The following is a 14773-nucleotide window of genomic DNA, read 5'->3' on the forward strand; positions in this document are numbered from 1 at the left end:
TGCACCGGAGGTTGTTCATACATGGCTGCTGCAGACGCGAGCTCCGCTTCGCAGTTCCTCACCGTCGCCGAGGTCGCCGCTCTCATGCGGGTCTCGAAGATGACGGTCTACCGTCTCGTCCACAGTGGCGAGCTGCCCGCAGTGCGCGTGGGACGTTCGTTCCGCGTTCACGCCAAGGCGGTGCACGACTACCTGGAGACCTCGTACTTCGACGCCGGCTAGGCCGACGTCGTCGATGCGCACCCGAAAGGTCTGACCTGTTCGGGCGTCGACTCCTTGACCGAGCCGTCGGGTACCGCTGAGCGGAGCCCGACGGCCGTATCGAAGGGCGATTTCGTGCTGAGTTCGCCTGCCGTCTAGACTGGTCCCCATGGGTTCAGTCATCAAGAAGCGTCGCAAGCGCATGTCGAAGAAGAAGCACCGCAAGCTGCTTCGCCGGACTCGAGTTCAGCGGCGCAAGCTCGGTAAGTGATCACCGGCCTGTCCCGGTGATCTCGTCAGGACCCGCCCATCGGGCGGGTCTTGTTCGTTCGCACTACTCTTAACGCCATGGCCGGCGACAGCACTCTCCCGGCACCGACCGCACCGCGCTCGGTGCTGGTGACGGGTGCGTCGACGTTCCTGGGCGGGTACCTCGCCGCCCGGCTGGCCGACGATCCGTCGATCGAGAAGGTCGTCGCCGTCGATTCCCGCGTCCCCAGCAAGCCGCTGCTGCGGCGCATGGGCCGTGCCGAATTCCTCCGTCTGGACATCCGCCGCCCGGCCATCGCCAAGGCACTGTCGACCTTCGAGGTCGACACCGTGGTGCACGCCGCCCCGTCGGTGATGGATGCCCGCAGAGCATTCGGCCGCCATCAAGGAACTGAACGTCGTCGGCTCCATGCAGGTGTGCGCCGCGGTGCAGCGCACCCCGTCGGTCAAACGGTTCATCCTGCGGTCGACCGCCATGGTCTACGGGGCCAGCTCCGCCGACCCGGCGTACTTCACCGAGACCACCCGCGCCCGCCGCGAACTGCGCAGCGGATTCGGGCGCGACATGCTCGACGTCGAAGGCTACGTCCGCGGTCTGGCCCGTCGCCGGCAGGACATCGACGTCACCATCCTGCGTCCGCAGGCCATCCTCGGCCCCAGCCTGGACACCCGGATGAGCGCCTACTTCTCGATGCCGATCGCCCCGGTGGTCCTCGGTCATCGGGCGCGGCTGCAGTTCCTGCACGAGGAGGACGCCCTGGGCGCCCTCGAGCACGCGACGCGCGCCGGTGTGGCCGGCACCTTCAACCTCGCCGGCGACGGCATTGTGACGCTGACGCAGGCACTGCACCGGTCCGGTCACCTCGCGCTGCGGGTTCCGGCGCCGTTGCTCGGCTCGCTGGTCGGCATGATGCAGGACGGCCGGGTGCCGCGGATCCGCTCCGAGCAGGAGGCGTTCCTGGCGTTCGGCCGCGTCCTGGACACCAGCCGCATGCGCAGCGAACTCGGCTTCACGCCGCGCTACACGACGCTGGAGACCCTCGACTCGTTCATCGACCGTGGACGCACCCAGCCGCTGGTTCCGTCGGACGTGTGGCGCAGCGTGGAACGGCGACTCGTCGCGGCGGCCACCGCCCTGCAGTGACCGGCGGTATCCGATCCCGTCCAGAGTGGCGTCGGCCACTGCGAGCATGCGCGGACCGTCGTACGATGTTTGCCTAAGCCGACGGAAACAAGGGGGCGAGTACCGATGGCAGCAGCCGATGAACCGATCGACCGGCGTCATGCGAAGGTGATTTCGCTCTACACGTCGGATCCCCGTCAGCGCTACGCCGGCATGGGCCATCCCAACACCGACGGATTCGGCCGTGAGGCCGCCGAGGTCGTGCCCATCAGCAATCAGATCGAGCTCTCCGACGAGGCCGTCGCACCGATCGAGCCGGGCCGGCATTCGCCGCTGTTCAGTCTCGGGGGCCTGCGCAACACGGTCGCCGACTCGCTGATCGCCACCTCCGGATTCATCCGGGAGCGGATGACCGGCGACTACACCGTCGACGACTTCGGCTTCGACCCGAACTTCGCCGAGAGCGTCTGGTTCCCGGCGTTGCGCCAGGTGTACGAGAAGTGGTTCCGCGTCGAGGTGACCGGCGTCGAGAATCTGCCGGCCGAGGGTGCTGCACTGCTGGTCGCGAACCACGCCGGTTCGTTGCCGGTGGACGCGCTGATCACCTCGCTGGCGGTCCGCGACCACCACCCCAACCAGCGCTATCTGCGGGTACTGGCCGCCGACATGGCGTTCGACATGCCGGTCATCGGCGATATGGCCCGTCGCATTGGCGCCACCCTGGCCTGCAACGAGGACGCCGAGGCGCTGCTGCGTCAGGGCGAACTGACCGCCGTGTGGCCGGAGGGCTACAAGGGGCTGGGCAAGCTCTACAAGGACCGGTACAAGCTGCAGCGCTTCGGCCGCGGCGGCTTCGTCACCACGGCCATCCGGACCAAGGCGCCGATCATTCCGGTCTCCATCGTCGGCTCGGAGGAAATCTATCCGATGATCGCCGACCTGAAGCCGCTCGCGAAGGCACTGGGTCTGCCGTACTTCCCGGTGACCCCGCTGTTCCCGTGGCTGGGCCCGGCGGGCCTCATCCCGCTGCCGTCCAAGTGGCACATCCACTTCGGCCGCCCCATCGACACGAGCGACTACGCCGCCGACGCCGCAGACGACCCGATGGTGGTCTTCGATCTCACCGACCACGTTCGCGAAGAGATCCAGCAGACGCTGTTCCGGATGCTGAGCCGCCGCGGTTCCGTCTACTTCGGCTGACGTCGTCCTCCGCTGGTTGAGCCGGCCCGATGTCTGCCTCGCGCTGGTTGACCCGGTCGACGTTGTCCTCCGCTGGTTGACCCGGTCGACGTTGTCCTCCGCTGGTTGAGCCGGCCGACGAAGGAGGCCGTGTCGAAACCCCACCGACCGGAAATGCGGTTCTTCATTGCTCACGCGTCTTGGAGGGGTGGTTTCGACTCGCCGCCTCGCCTATCGGCTCGGTGGCGGCTCAACCGACGGGAGGGCCGATGGGTCAACCGGCGGGAGGGTCGGCTGAGCGGCCGTCGCACGCACCCTGATTCCGGCGGCGCGGTCTGAGCTGAGGCCGCGTACCCCGAGTCAGGGTGCGAACCTCAGTCTCCTGCGCCCCGGCCGCGCAACGCCTTGGTGGCCACGGCGCCGGCGCCGGCGGTCGCGCCGAGAACCGCGGCCGTGGTGACGCCGTACTTGGCGGCCTTGCGGGCGGTGCGGAAGTCGTACGACTCCCAGCCGCGCACCCGCGCGACCTCCTTCAGATCCGAATCGGGGTTGATGGCGACCGCGGTGCCGACCAGCGACAGCATGGGGACGTCGTTGTAGGAGTCCGAGTACGCGGTGCAGCGTCGCAGGTTCAGGCCTTCCCGGACGGCCAGGGCGCGGATCGCGTGCGCCTTGCCGGGGCCGTGCAGGATGTCGCCGACCAGTCGGCCGGTGAAGATGCCGTTCTCGCTTTCGGCGACGGTGCCGAGAGCACCGGTCAGGCCGAGGCGCTTGGCGATGGTCTGCGCCAGCTCGACCGGGGTGGCCGTCACCAGCCACACCTGCTGGCCGGCGGCGATGTGCCGCTGGGCGAGGGCTGCGGTGCCCGGCCAGATCTTGTCGGCGATGTACTCGTCGTAGATCTCTTCACCGAGTGCGACGAGTTCCGCGGTGGGCCGGCCGGCGATGAACGACAGCGCCTTGTCGCGGCCTTCGGCCACGTCGTCCATGTTCTCCCGGCCGGTCAGCCGGAACTTCGCCTGCTGCCAGGCGAACTTGGCGATGTCGTTGTACGAGAAGTATTTGCGGGAGGCCAGGCCCCGGGCGAACAACACGATGGAGGCGCCGTGCACCAGCGTGTTGTCGACGTCGAAGAAGGCGGCGGCGGTCAGATCGGCGCCCGGGTCGGCGCCGTCCTCCGGGATGCGGGCGCGCAGCGACTCGATGGCGGCGTTCGCCGACGCCTCGCCGGCCAGCACCTGCCGCAGTTCGGCGGCACTCTGCTTGAACTTGCCGGCCCGCTCCGACAGCCACTGGGTGACCCGGCGGTTCTCCTCCTCATCGAGGAGGGCTTGGCGTTCCAGGTCGGCGACCTCACGTTCGGCGGAGTCCCGGTCGAGAAGCTCCTCGTTCAGCTCATCCGCGTCGAGCAGTGTGCCGAACTGCTCCGCGGCGAGTTCGCGACCCTCCTCGACGTGAGCGACGACCTCGTCGTGCTCGGAATCGGTGTGCTCGGGATCGCGGTCGGGGTCGTAGCCCTCCGGTTCGGGAGCGTCCTTGCTCACGAGCACCTCCTAGCGACGGATCGAACGTATCGGCCTCCAGCGTAGTCAGCCGTTCGGTTCGCGTGGGGACCTGGACGATCGTGCCGGTCGCGCGTAACGTCGACGACGCCCGAAATCGTTTCGGGCGACACACCACGAGCTTTCAGGAGCGCCGACCACTTTCCGGTCACCGTCGAGACGCCGTTCTCGGCGTGCCCTTGTTTTCGGCTGCGCTCCTCGCTCGTGGGTTTCTCTCCTTCTCCCGGTCGTGCGGCCATCCCTTTTCCCACGATTGGAGATCTCTCATGACCAACCGTCCTCGGGTACGCCTCGTACCCGTCACCGAACAGCTTCTGTGCGCTCTGCAGGCCGATCGCACGCGATTCGCGGCGATGATCGGCTCTCCGGCCCCGGAGGGCTGGCCGGAGTTCCCGGAGGCCGTCGGCGGTGCCCTCGAGCACCTCCAGACCGCGTCCGACGACGATCGGCCCTGGTCGATGCGGTTCTTCGTCGACGACACCCACGGCACCCTGATCGGGTCAGGCGGATACGCCGGACCACCCGACGACCGAACCGTGGAGATCGGCTACGAGATAGCGCCCGAATTCCGGGGCCGCGGACTCGGATCGAGCGCGGCGCAGGCGCTGGTCGACGACGCCGTCGGCACCGGGCTCGTCGATCACGTCATCGCGCACACCCTGCCCGGCCCCAATCCGTCGACGGGGGTGCTGGCCTCGCTCGGCTTCGCCCACGTCGGCGAGGCCCACGATCCCGACGCCGGGACCGTGTGGGCATGGAGGTGGTCGCGGCTAGCCTGAACGGCATGGCTGACGAGCAAGTGAACGTGACGTTGCTGACACGGAACGGCTGTCACCTGTGCGAGACGGCGCTCGCGCAGTTGACGCCGATCCTGTCCGGCTACGGACTGGCGCCGGACGTCGTCGACGTCGATCGTGCGGCCGACCAGGGAGATCCCGGGCTCCGCGCCGAATACGGGGACCGGCTGCCCGTGGTTCTGCTCGACGGAACCGAGCATTCGTACTGGGAAATCGATGAGGCAAGGCTGCGCTCAGACCTCGACAGACTTCTCCGGGTCGGTGGTGACGAGCCTCGACGGTGAACTAACCTGTGTAGTACATGCGCTCTGATCGGGGGCATGGGTGTGCTGCGCGAAGAAGCACAGCATGGTGAGAAAACGGTGACGGCGTGAGTCTTTTGTTGTTCGGGGCCTCCCATCGGAGTGCACCCGTCCCTGTGCTCGAGCGCCTCGCCGTCGCCGACACCGACCGCCCCAAGCTGGTCGAAGCCCTCATGCAGTCCCCGGTCATCTCCGAGACCATGGTCGTCAGCACCTGCAACCGCGTTGAGGTCTACGCCGTCGTCGACGCCTTCCACCCCGCCCTCGAAGCGGTGGGCCGTGTGCTCGGCGACTACTCGGGTCTCTCGCACTCCGAACTCACCCAGCACGCGTACGTGCACTACTCCGAGGCCGCCGTCGAACACCTCTTCACGGTGGCCGCCGGCCTGGACTCGATGGTGATCGGCGAACAGCAGATCCTCGGCCAGATCCGTTCGGCGTACACGGTGGCCGACGAGAACCGCGCCGCCGGCAGCACCCTGCACGAACTCGCGCAGCAGGCGCTGCGCGTGGGCAAACGGGTGCACACCGAGACCGGCATCGATCGGGCCGGCGCCTCTGTGGTGTCGGTGGCGGTGCACCGTGCGCGCGCCCTCCGCGGCGCCGACTACCCGCCGATGCGTCGCGCCGTCGTCATCGGCGCCGGTGCGATGGGATCGCTCGCCACCAGCCAGCTCGCCCGCGACGGCATCGACGACATGGTGGTGGTCAACCGCACCGCCGACCGTGCGGCCGAACTCGCCGCCGGCGTCACCGAGCGCTACGGCGTCTCCGCCCGCGGCGTCAGCCTGACCGATGTGGCCGCCGAGATGGCCGACGCCGACATCGTCGTCGCCTGCACCGGTTCGGTGAACACCGTTCTCGAGGTCGGCGACGTCCACGGCGCCCTGCTGGCCCGCACCAACCCGGCGCCGCTGATGATCTGCGACCTGGGCCTGCCCCGCAACGTCGATCCGGCGGCCGGCCGGCTGCCCGGCGTCGAGGTGATCGACATCGAGTCGCTGCGCGGCGACCACGAGACCCGCGCCGCCGCCGACGATGCCGCCGCCGCCCGCACCATCGTGGCCGACGAACTGTCCGACTACCTGACCGCGCAGCGGCAGGCCGAGGTCACCCCGACCGTCGCCGCACTCCGTCAGCGGGCCGCCGACCTCGTCGAGGCCGAGATCCTGCGGCTGGAGACCAAACTTCCCGGACTCGACGGCCACCAGCGCGACGAGGTCGCCAAAGCCGTCCGCCGCGTCGCCGACAAGCTGCTGCACGCCCCCACGGTGCGCGTGAAGCAGCTCGCCTCGAATGGCAACGGTGACCACTACGCCGAAGCCCTGCGCGAACTCTTCGAACTGCAGCCCGGCACCGCCGAGCAGGTCGCCGCACCCGACACCGAGCGCCGTGGCTGATATCGAGCGCCGGGAACGAAGTGAGCGGGCTCTGATGAGCGAGCGCCGGGAACGAAGTGAGCGGGCTCTGATGCGCCAGCGCCGGGCACGATGAGTGTCCCGATCCGGATCGGCACCCGCGGATCCCTCCTCGCCACCACGCAGGCCCAGGGCATCGCGGACCGTCTGACCGCCAACGGTCACCCCGCCGAACTCGTCATCATCAAGACCCCCGGCGACGCCGATCAGCGGTCTCCGGTCGCCCAGATCGGCGTCGGCGTCTTCACCACCGCCATCCGAGTGGCACTCCGTGACGGTGAATGCGACGTCGCGATCCATTCGTACAAGGATCTGCCGACCGCCGCCGAACCCGACCTCCACATCGTCGTTCCCGAGCGCGTCGATCCCAGAGATGCGCTGGTCAGCAGGGATGGACTGGTCCTCGGGGAGCTTCCGCCCGGGTCCACCGTCGGTACCTCGGCGCCGCGAAGGGTCGCGCAGCTTAAAGCATTGGGTCTCGGTTTGGAAATCCGCCCCCTACGGGGCAACCTTGATTCTCGGTTGGGCAAAGTCGCGAACGGTGAACTGGACGCGGTGGTAGTCGCCCGAGCCGGACTGGTACGCATCGGCCGAGCCGATGCAGTCGCCGAGGCATTCGACCCGGTGACTATGCTGCCCGCGCCGGCACAGGGGGCTCTAGCGGTCGAGTGCCGATCCGATGACGCCGAACTGGTGAGAATTCTCGCCGAGTTGGACGACCTGTCCACCCGTGCTGCGGTCGACGCCGAGCGCGCGGTGCTCGCCACCCTCGAGGCCGGCTGCACCGCCCCGATCGGTGCGATCGGAGAAGTGGTCGAGTCGATCGATGAGGACGGGCGCATCTTCGCCGAACTGTCGCTCCGCGCGGTGGTGGCGGCCGAAGACGGATCCGATGTGATCCGAGCTTCGGTGGTGGGCCCGGTCGATCGGGCCGTCGAACTCGGTAGGGATCTCGCCACCGAACTGCTGGAGCTCGGTGCTGCCGCACTCGTCAGCGGAAGGTCGTAACGCGACACTCTTCTGACGGCTCCAGATGGAACTGCAGCCCCGCACGCGGGGCAGGAGAGTGCGAACGCATGAGCCGTACGAAGAATGCTAAGCCCGGGCGGATTCTGTTCGTCGGGTCGGGTCCGGGTAATCCGGATCTGCTGACTGTGCGAGCCCGCGACGTCCTCGTCGACGCGACCGTCGCCTACGTCGACCCCGACGTTCCCGCCGAGATCCGTGACCTGATCGGATCGGCGCACCGTATCGAGGAGCCGGCCCGGGCCCGCACCCGCAAGTCCGAGGGCAAGGCCGACGACGCCGAGAACCCCGCCGACGATCCGCAGCCGAAGACCGCCGAACCGGCCGATGAGGCCGAGCAGGTCGTCCGTCCGGCACTGGGCGATCCCGCCACCGTCGCCAAGACTCTCGTCGCCCAGGCGAAGACCGGCACGGACGTCGTGCGCGTCGTCGCCGGCGACCCGATGACCACCGACGCGGTGCTCGCCGAGATCACCGCCGTGGCCCGCACCTCGGTCGCCTTCGAAGTGCTGCCCGGCCTGCCCGCCGGTGCCGCGGTGCCCGGCTTCGCCGGCGTGCCGCTCGGCTCGGCGCACACCGTGGCCGACGTCCGCGGCGACGTAGACTGGGCGGCTCTGGCCGCCGCACCCGGCCCGCTGGTGCTGCACGCCACCGACAGCCATCTCGGCGAGGTCGCCAGCGCGCTCACCGAGCACGGGCTGGCCCCGCAGACCCCGGTCGCGATCACCGTCAACGGCACCACCTGCCGTCAGCGCACCGTCGAGGCGACGATCGCGACGCTCACCGACGCGGCCACCGGTCTCACCGGCCCGCTGATCCTGACCGTCGGCAAGCCCGTCGAGAAGCGTGGCAAGTTCTCCTGGTGGGAGTCCCGCGCCCTGTACGGCTGGACCGTGCTGGTGCCGCGCACCAAAGACCAGGCCGCCGACATGAGCCAGCGTCTCGTCTCGCACGGCGCCATCCCCCGCGAGGTCCCGACCATCGCCGTCGAGCCGCCGCGCAGCCCGGCCCAGATGGAACGCGCCGTCAAGGGCCTGGTGGACGGCCGCTACCAGTGGGTCGTCTTCACCTCGACCAATGCGGTGCGCGCAGTGTGGGAGAAGTTCGCCGAGTTCGGTCTGGACGCCCGCGCCTTCTCCGGCGTCAAGATCGCCTGTGTCGGCGAGTCGACCGCCGCCAAGGTCCGTTCGTTCGGTGTCGAGCCGGAACTGCTGCCCAGCGGCGAGCAGTCGTCGCTCGGCCTGCTCGAGGACTTCCCGCCCTACGACGAGATCCTCGATCCGGTGGACCGGATCCTGCTGCCGCGCGCCGACATCGCCACCGAGACCCTCGCCGAGGGCCTGCGTGAGCGCGGCTGGGAGATCGACGACGTGACCGCCTACCGCACCGTGCGCGCGGCACCGCCGCCCGCCGAGACGCGCGAGATGATCAAGACCGGCGGCTTCGACGCGGTCTGCTTCACTTCGAGCTCCACCGTCCGGAACCTGGTCGGCATCGCCGGCAAGCCGCACGCGCGCACCATCGTGGCCTGCATCGGCCCGAAGACCGCCGAGACCGCCGTCGAGTTCGGGCTGCGCGTGGATGTGCGGCCGGAGACCGCGTCGATCCCGGATCTGGTGGACGCGCTGGCGAACCACGCCGCGACGCTGCGTGCCGAGGGCGCCCTGCCCCCGCCGCGTAAGAAGTCCCGCCGCTCACGGTCCTGACCGTTCGGGCCGGTTGCCGAGCCTGTCGCAGGACATAGGATCGACGGTATGGAGCATCCCGTCCACCGGCCCCGCCGGTTGCGCACGACGCCGGCCATGCGGCGGCTCGTCGCTCAGACCCGGCTGGTTCCGGCGCAGCTGGTGCTGCCGATGTTCGTCGCCGACGGCATCGAGACGCCGCGGCCGATCACCTCGATGCCGGGCGTCGTGAACCACACGATCGATTCGCTGCGCGCTGCCGCCGCCGACGCAGTGGACGCCGGTGTCGGCGGCCTGATGCTGTTCGGGGTGCCGACGGCCGACGACAAGGATGCGACCGGTTCGTGCGGATGCGCCCCCGACGGCATCCTCAACCGGGCGCTGGCCGCGTTGCGGGCCGATCTGGGCGACTCGACCGTGCTGATGGCCGACACCTGCCTGGACGAGTTCACCGATCACGGCCACTGCGGAGTTCTGGACGATCAGGGGCGCGTGGACAACGACGCCACCCTGATCGAATACGGCAAGCTCGCGGTGTCGCAGGCGCGGGCCGGAGCCCACGTGGTCGCCCCCAGCGGCATGATGGACGGCCAGGTCGCGGTCATCCGGGAGGCGCTCGACGAGGAGGGCTTCGCCGACGTCTCGATCCTGGCCTACACCGCCAAGTACGCCTCGGCGTTCTACGGCCCGTTCCGCGAGGCGGTGGCGTCGTCGCTGCAGGGTGACCGTCGCAGCTACCAGCAGGATCCGGCCAACCGCGACGAGGCCGTCCGCGAACTGCTCGCCGACCTCGACGAGGGGGCCGACATGGTGATGGTGAAGCCGGCGATGAGCTATCTCGACATCGTGCGCGATGTGGCGAACCTGTCCGACCGGCCGGTCGCCGCCTACCAGATCAGCGGTGAGTACTCGATGATCTGCGCGGCCGCCGAGAACGGATGGATCGACCGCGAGGCCGCACTGGACGAGGCGGTGCTCAGCATCGCCCGTGCCGGGGCGTCCATCATCCTCACCTACGGCGCGGTCGAGATCGCCCGCCGGCTGACCGAGGGGCCGAGATGACGGACCGCACCCCGCAGGAGGCCGCCGAGACGGGTCCCGCCGCGACGCCTGCCGCTGAAGCGCCGGCGCCCGGGCCTGCCGTGACCGAGCCGCCGACCGCTCCCGCGCCGGTGCCGCAGTTCGGGCCTCCCCCGACGTACCCGCCGCCGCCGTACCAGCCGATGCCGGGCGCGCAGTTCCCCTTCCCGCCGCCGGTGCCCGTCGTCCCGGCGGGGCCGCCGCCGACCCGGCCCGACACCATCCGCATGGCCCTGCAGTTCTGGGTCGTCGTGGCGCTCGGCATGCTGGTCTCCCTCGCGGGCATGTACACACCGCTGCGCACCGAAGCGCTGAAGATGGCCAAGGAGACCGCCAAGACCCAGCCGACGGGCGGCGCCAGCGTCGATCAGCTCGCCACCTTCTCCGCGATCAGCGGAATGGTGATGATGGCGGTCGCCGGACTGCTGATCGCCGGAGTCCTCAGCCTGATGGTGTGGCAGGGACGCGGGTGGGCGCGTCTCGGCCTGACGTGGCTCAGTGCGTTCATCGCCGTCATGACGGTGCTCGACGTGATCGGCTCGACCCTCGGCACCCCGTCGGCCGACGCGACGTCGATGCCGACCTGGACGATGGTGCCGCGGATCATCGCCGGTGTCGCCGCGATGGGAGCCGTCGCGGTCTTGATGAACGCCGAGAGCGGCCGCTTCTGCACCGCCATGGACGAGTACCGTGGCACTCGACGTGTAGGCACGCATCCGACTGGAGGACCACGGTGACCGACTCGCCTGTGACGAACCGGCCCGACCCGGCCACCCGACCGCCCACGGTGACGTGGGCGCTGCGGCTGTGGCTGATCTCCGGAGGACTGCTCATCGTTCTGGGCGTCGCCTCGATCATCACCAACATCGTCGGATCCGGCTGGGACTTCGGAGTGGTCGCGGTCGCCATCCTCGTCGCCGTCGTCGGACTCGCCTACGTGCTGCTGGCCCGCAAGGCCTACTGCGAACCGCAGTGGCGGGGCGCGCTGGCCGCCCTGACCATCGTCGCCGTCGCCATGCTTCTGGTGCTGACCGTCGGTTTCCAGGCTGCGGGCCTGGCCGTCGTGCTGTTCGCCGCGGTGATCGGACTGTTCGGCTCGATCCTGGCCTACCGGCCGGACGCCGACGCCTGGTTCAACGGCCGTGACCCGAACGAACCCAAACCCGAGAAGTCCGGGAAGAAGCGCCGCAAGTGAGCGACCGCAGGTGAGCGACAAGGCCACGCCCTACCCGGGGCTGACCGACACCGAGGAACTCGACCCCGGCCGCACCCTGTTCTTCGAGCGGGGCGGCAGCCCGTGGATCGTCGCCATCGGTCCGATCATGGTCGCCGCGGTGCTGATCATGGAGATCATCGGCGGTGGCCGCGTCCACTGGCCGATCCTCACCCTGTTCGGTGTCATCCTGATCGGCTTCTCCTGGATGCAGTACGCCGCCGCGCGTCAGCACGTGACCGTGCGGCTCACCGAGACCACCCTCCGCCAGGGCGCACGCATCGTCGCCCTCGAGGACATCGAGAAGGTCTACCCCGAGAACCGCACCGACATCCCGGAGAAGTGGGAATCGGCGCGGGCCCTCGGCGAACTGCCGGCCGTTCCCCGCCGCCGCAAGGGCGTCGGCGTCAAGCTGTCCGACGGCAAACTGGCGCAGGCGTGGGCGCGCGACGTCGACCGGTTCCGCACCGAACTCACCGAGGCCGTCCTGGCCGTGAAGCTGGGCATGGGCCCCTCCGGAACCTCACCGGAGTCGTGACATGCGGGGAGCCGCTCGGCTGCTGATCGCGACGGCCGCCGCCGCGACGCTCGTCACCGGGTGCGCTCCGGCGCAGACCCCGGCACCGGTCACCCCGACGACGACGTCGGACGAGGACACCACGACGACGCCGCCGCCGCATGCCGCCCGGCACGTCCATCTCGGCGACAGCTACGCCAGCGGAGCGGGCGTCAGCCCGCTGATCGAGGACTCGCCCTTCACTTGCCTGCGATCGGCGAAGAACTACGGCGAGATCGTCGCCCGTGACGAGGGCTGGACGCTCACCGACGTGGCGTGCGCCGGCGCCACCACCGATGACCTGACCGCCGCACAGTACGAGGGCGTCGACCCGCAACTCGATGTCCTCTCCGACGCCACCGAGACGGTCACCATGACGCTGGGCGGCAACGACGGCTACGTGTTCTCCACCGCTGTGGGGGAGTGCACCCGTCTGGGCCGCTCCGACCCGGACGGATCACCGTGCGCCGGTGTCATCGCCCGGCTGACCGCACAGCTGAACGACGACACCCGGCCGGCCCTCGTCGACGCGCTGCGCCGGATACGGAAGGCGGCCCCGCACGCGAAGATCTATCTCGCCGGCTATCCGCGGATCGTGCCCGCGACCGGTGGCTGCCACGACCTGGTGCCGTTGGGTGCCGGCGACGTCCCGCTCCTGTCCGGCCTCACCGACGATCTGAACACCGTGCTGCGCACGGCGGCCCGCACGGTCGGCGGCATCACCTACGTCGACACCGCCGGACCGTCGGAGGGGCACGACGTGTGTGCGGGCGCCGAACGCTGGATCGAACCGATCAAGGCCGGACCCGGATCGATGCATCCGAACGCCCGCGGCCAGCAGGCGATCGCGGATGCGGTCGTGGCCGCGATGGCCGGACGCTGACGCAGCGGGCGGCACAGACCACGCAGACCCGGCAATCGCCGTCTACCGGCTGAGATGCTGTTCACGCGATTGGGACCGCGCGCCCGGATTTGGAACACTGGAGGGCATGGCCCGACCCTCTGACGTGGAACCGACTGCCCGCGAACAGGTCACGACGAACAGCGCTGCGCTCTTCGCCCGGGCCGCGCACTCCATTCCCAGCGGTGTGAACTCGCCGGTGCGGGCCTTCTCCGCGGTCGGCGGCACCCCCCGCTTCATCACCGATGCGTCCGGTTGCCGGCTGACCGACGCCGACGGCAACACCTACGTCGACCTGGTCTGCTCCTGGGGCCCGATGATCCTCGGCCACGCCTACCCGCAGGTGATCGACGCGGTGCGGTCGGCCGCCGTGCACGGACTGTCGTTCGGTGCGCCCACCGAGGCGGAGATCGCACTCGCCGAGGCGATCATCGCCCGCGTCGATCCCGTCGAGAGCGTGCGCCTGGTGAACTCCGGCACCGAGGCCACCATGTCGGCGGTGCGCCTGGCCCGCGGATTCACCGGCCGCTCCAAGATCATCAAGTTCGCCGGTTGCTACCACGGCCACGTCGACGCGCTCCTGGCCGACGCCGGGTCGGGTGTCGCCACCCTCGGCCTGCCGACCTCGCCGGGCGTCACCGGCGCGGCCGCGCACGACACCCTCGTCCTGCCGTACAACGATCTGGCCGCCGTCGCCCAGGCCTTCGAGACCCACGGCGACGACATCGCCGCCGTCATCACCGAGGCCGCCGCCGGCAACATGGGGGCGATCGCACCGGTCGACGGCTTCAACGCCGGGCTCCGCGACCTCACCGCCCGCCACGGCGCCCTGCTGATCATGGACGAGGTGATGACCGGCTTCCGCGTCAGCAAGGCCGGCTACTTCGGGATCGACGGGGTCGCCGGCGACCTGTACACCTTCGGCAAGGTGATGAGCGGTGGCCTGCCGGCCGCCGCCTTCGGTGGCCGCGCCGACGTGATGGATCACCTCGCCCCGCTCGGACCGGTCTACCAGGCGGGCACCCTCTCGGGGAACCCGGTCGCCGTCGCCGCGGGCCTGGCCCAGCTGCGGTTGGCCGACGACGCCGTCTACACGACGCTCGACGCCAACTCGCTGCGGCTGCAGCAGATGATCGGCGACGCGCTCACGGAGGCCGGCGTCGCGCACCGCGTCCAGGCGGCCGGCAACCTGTTCAGCGTCTTCTTCACCGACAGCGACGAGCCCATCGTCGACTACGCCGGCGTCAAGGCCACGCAGACCTGGCGCTTCGCGCCGTTCTTCCACGCCCTGCTCGCCGGCGGCGTGTACCCGCCGCCGAGCGCCTTCGAGGCATGGTTCACCTCCACCGCCCTCGACGACGACGCCTTCGAGACGATCGCCGCCGCCCTGCCCGCCGCTGCGGCGGCCGCCGCCCGAGCGAGCGAGTGACCAGCCCGATGAATGCACCTTTCGACAGGCT

15 protein-coding genes and 1 pseudogene are annotated in these 14773 nt (G+C 69.8%); 15 read left to right on the plus strand and 1 reads right to left on the minus strand.

All coding sequences use genetic code 11. From position 1 onward, the window contains the following. Window positions 1-21 precede the first annotated feature (21 nt). From QM774_RS13060 to QM774_RS13075, 4 genes and pseudogenes are all read left to right on the plus strand, one after another. Window positions 22-222, plus strand: a complete 201-nt coding sequence (locus tag QM774_RS13060) for a helix-turn-helix domain-containing protein (RefSeq protein ID WP_414976286.1) — start codon at window positions 22-24, stop codon at window positions 220-222. Window positions 223-370: 148 nt separating this feature from the next. Further along, the gene (locus tag QM774_RS13065; protein ID WP_003402602.1) at window positions 371-472 is read left to right on the plus strand and encodes a 30S ribosomal protein bS22; all 102 of its coding nucleotides are present in this window, start codon (window positions 371-373) and stop codon (window positions 470-472) included. 77 nt (window positions 473-549) lie between these two features. Beyond that, window positions 550-1615, plus strand: a pseudogene (locus QM774_RS13070) (NAD-dependent epimerase/dehydratase family protein). Between the two features lie 105 nt (window positions 1616-1720). Next, window positions 1721-2794: a lysophospholipid acyltransferase family protein gene (locus tag QM774_RS13075; RefSeq protein WP_414976287.1), complete on the plus strand. Its 1074-nt coding sequence runs from the start codon at window positions 1721-1723 to the stop codon at window positions 2792-2794. Between the two features lie 353 nt (window positions 2795-3147). On the opposite strand, the gene QM774_RS13080 is transcribed toward QM774_RS13075, so the two are convergent. Further along, entirely contained in the window at window positions 3148-4317 is a 1170-nt protein-coding gene (locus QM774_RS13080) for an HAD family hydrolase (RefSeq protein ID WP_414976288.1), read from the minus strand. A gap of 284 nt (window positions 4318-4601) precedes the next feature. On the opposite strand from QM774_RS13080, the gene QM774_RS13085 reads away from it, so the two are divergent. From QM774_RS13085 to hemL, 11 genes are all read left to right on the plus strand, one after another. Beyond that, the gene (locus tag QM774_RS13085) at window positions 4602-5114 is read left to right on the plus strand and encodes a GNAT family N-acetyltransferase (RefSeq protein WP_414976289.1); all 513 of its coding nucleotides are present in this window, start codon (window positions 4602-4604) and stop codon (window positions 5112-5114) included. Window positions 5115-5119: 5 nt separating this feature from the next. Then, window positions 5120-5416, plus strand: coding sequence for a glutaredoxin family protein (locus tag QM774_RS13090; protein WP_414976290.1), 297 nt, complete (start codon window positions 5120-5122; stop codon window positions 5414-5416). Between the two features lie 86 nt (window positions 5417-5502). Further along, window positions 5503-6834: a glutamyl-tRNA reductase gene (locus tag QM774_RS13095; protein WP_414976291.1), complete on the plus strand. Its 1332-nt coding sequence runs from the start codon at window positions 5503-5505 to the stop codon at window positions 6832-6834. A 90-nt stretch (window positions 6835-6924) separates the two neighbouring features. Next, window positions 6925-7860, plus strand: a complete 936-nt coding sequence (hemC, locus tag QM774_RS13100; RefSeq protein WP_414976292.1) for a hydroxymethylbilane synthase — start codon at window positions 6925-6927, stop codon at window positions 7858-7860. Between the two features lie 68 nt (window positions 7861-7928). After that, a complete protein-coding gene (locus QM774_RS13105) occupies window positions 7929-9584 on the plus strand; it encodes a uroporphyrinogen-III synthase (protein ID WP_414976293.1) in 1656 nt (551 codons plus the stop codon). Between the two features lie 48 nt (window positions 9585-9632). Continuing rightward, window positions 9633-10625, plus strand: coding sequence for a porphobilinogen synthase (gene hemB / locus QM774_RS13110; RefSeq protein WP_414976294.1), 993 nt, complete (start codon window positions 9633-9635; stop codon window positions 10623-10625). Then, window positions 10622-11380 carry a hypothetical protein gene (locus tag QM774_RS13115; RefSeq protein WP_414976295.1) on the plus strand — a complete coding sequence of 253 codons (759 nt, stop codon included), beginning with the start codon at window positions 10622-10624 and terminating at the stop codon, window positions 11378-11380. Before hemB ends, QM774_RS13115 begins: the two co-directional genes overlap by 4 nt. Next, a complete protein-coding gene (locus tag QM774_RS13120; RefSeq protein WP_414976296.1) occupies window positions 11377-11838 on the plus strand; it encodes a hypothetical protein in 462 nt (153 codons plus the stop codon). The genes QM774_RS13115 and QM774_RS13120 overlap by 4 nt, the downstream gene beginning before the upstream one ends. Window positions 11839-11848: 10 nt before the next feature. Further along, window positions 11849-12394: a DUF3093 domain-containing protein gene (locus tag QM774_RS13125; RefSeq protein WP_414976297.1), complete on the plus strand. Its 546-nt coding sequence runs from the start codon at window positions 11849-11851 to the stop codon at window positions 12392-12394. 1 nt (window position 12395) lies between these two features. Next, window positions 12396-13295: an SGNH/GDSL hydrolase family protein gene (locus tag QM774_RS13130; RefSeq protein WP_414976298.1), complete on the plus strand. Its 900-nt coding sequence runs from the start codon at window positions 12396-12398 to the stop codon at window positions 13293-13295. Between the two features lie 106 nt (window positions 13296-13401). After that, window positions 13402-14742 carry a glutamate-1-semialdehyde 2,1-aminomutase gene (gene hemL, locus QM774_RS13135; protein ID WP_414976299.1) on the plus strand — a complete coding sequence of 447 codons (1341 nt, stop codon included), beginning with the start codon at window positions 13402-13404 and terminating at the stop codon, window positions 14740-14742. Window positions 14743-14773 lie beyond the last annotated feature (31 nt).

It is taken from the genome of Gordonia sp. (in: high G+C Gram-positive bacteria), assembly GCF_047600565.1.
GTDB lineage: Bacteria > Actinomycetota > Actinomycetes > Mycobacteriales > Mycobacteriaceae > Gordonia.

Excerpts from the sequence above, each read along its gene's own strand:
- QM774_RS13060 (WP_414976286.1), top strand. The coding sequence starts at position 22 with ATGGCTGCTGCAGACGCGAGCTCCGCTTCGCAGTTCCTCACCGTCGCC.
- QM774_RS13065 (WP_003402602.1), top strand. The coding sequence starts at position 371 with ATGGGTTCAGTCATCAAGAAGCGTCGCAAGCGCATGTCGAAGAAGAAG.
- QM774_RS13075 (WP_414976287.1), top strand. The coding sequence starts at position 1,721 with ATGGCAGCAGCCGATGAACCGATCGACCGGCGTCATGCGAAGGTGATT.
- QM774_RS13085 (WP_414976289.1), top strand. The coding sequence starts at position 4,602 with ATGACCAACCGTCCTCGGGTACGCCTCGTACCCGTCACCGAACAGCTT.
- QM774_RS13090 (WP_414976290.1), top strand. The coding sequence starts at position 5,120 with ATGGCTGACGAGCAAGTGAACGTGACGTTGCTGACACGGAACGGCTGT.
- hemC (WP_414976292.1), top strand. The coding sequence starts at position 6,925 with ATGAGTGTCCCGATCCGGATCGGCACCCGCGGATCCCTCCTCGCCACC.
- QM774_RS13105 (WP_414976293.1), top strand. The coding sequence starts at position 7,929 with ATGAGCCGTACGAAGAATGCTAAGCCCGGGCGGATTCTGTTCGTCGGG.
- hemB (WP_414976294.1), top strand. The coding sequence starts at position 9,633 with ATGGAGCATCCCGTCCACCGGCCCCGCCGGTTGCGCACGACGCCGGCC.
- QM774_RS13115 (WP_414976295.1), top strand. The coding sequence starts at position 10,622 with ATGACGGACCGCACCCCGCAGGAGGCCGCCGAGACGGGTCCCGCCGCG.
- QM774_RS13130 (WP_414976298.1), top strand. The coding sequence starts at position 12,396 with ATGCGGGGAGCCGCTCGGCTGCTGATCGCGACGGCCGCCGCCGCGACG.
- hemL (WP_414976299.1), top strand. The coding sequence starts at position 13,402 with ATGGCCCGACCCTCTGACGTGGAACCGACTGCCCGCGAACAGGTCACG.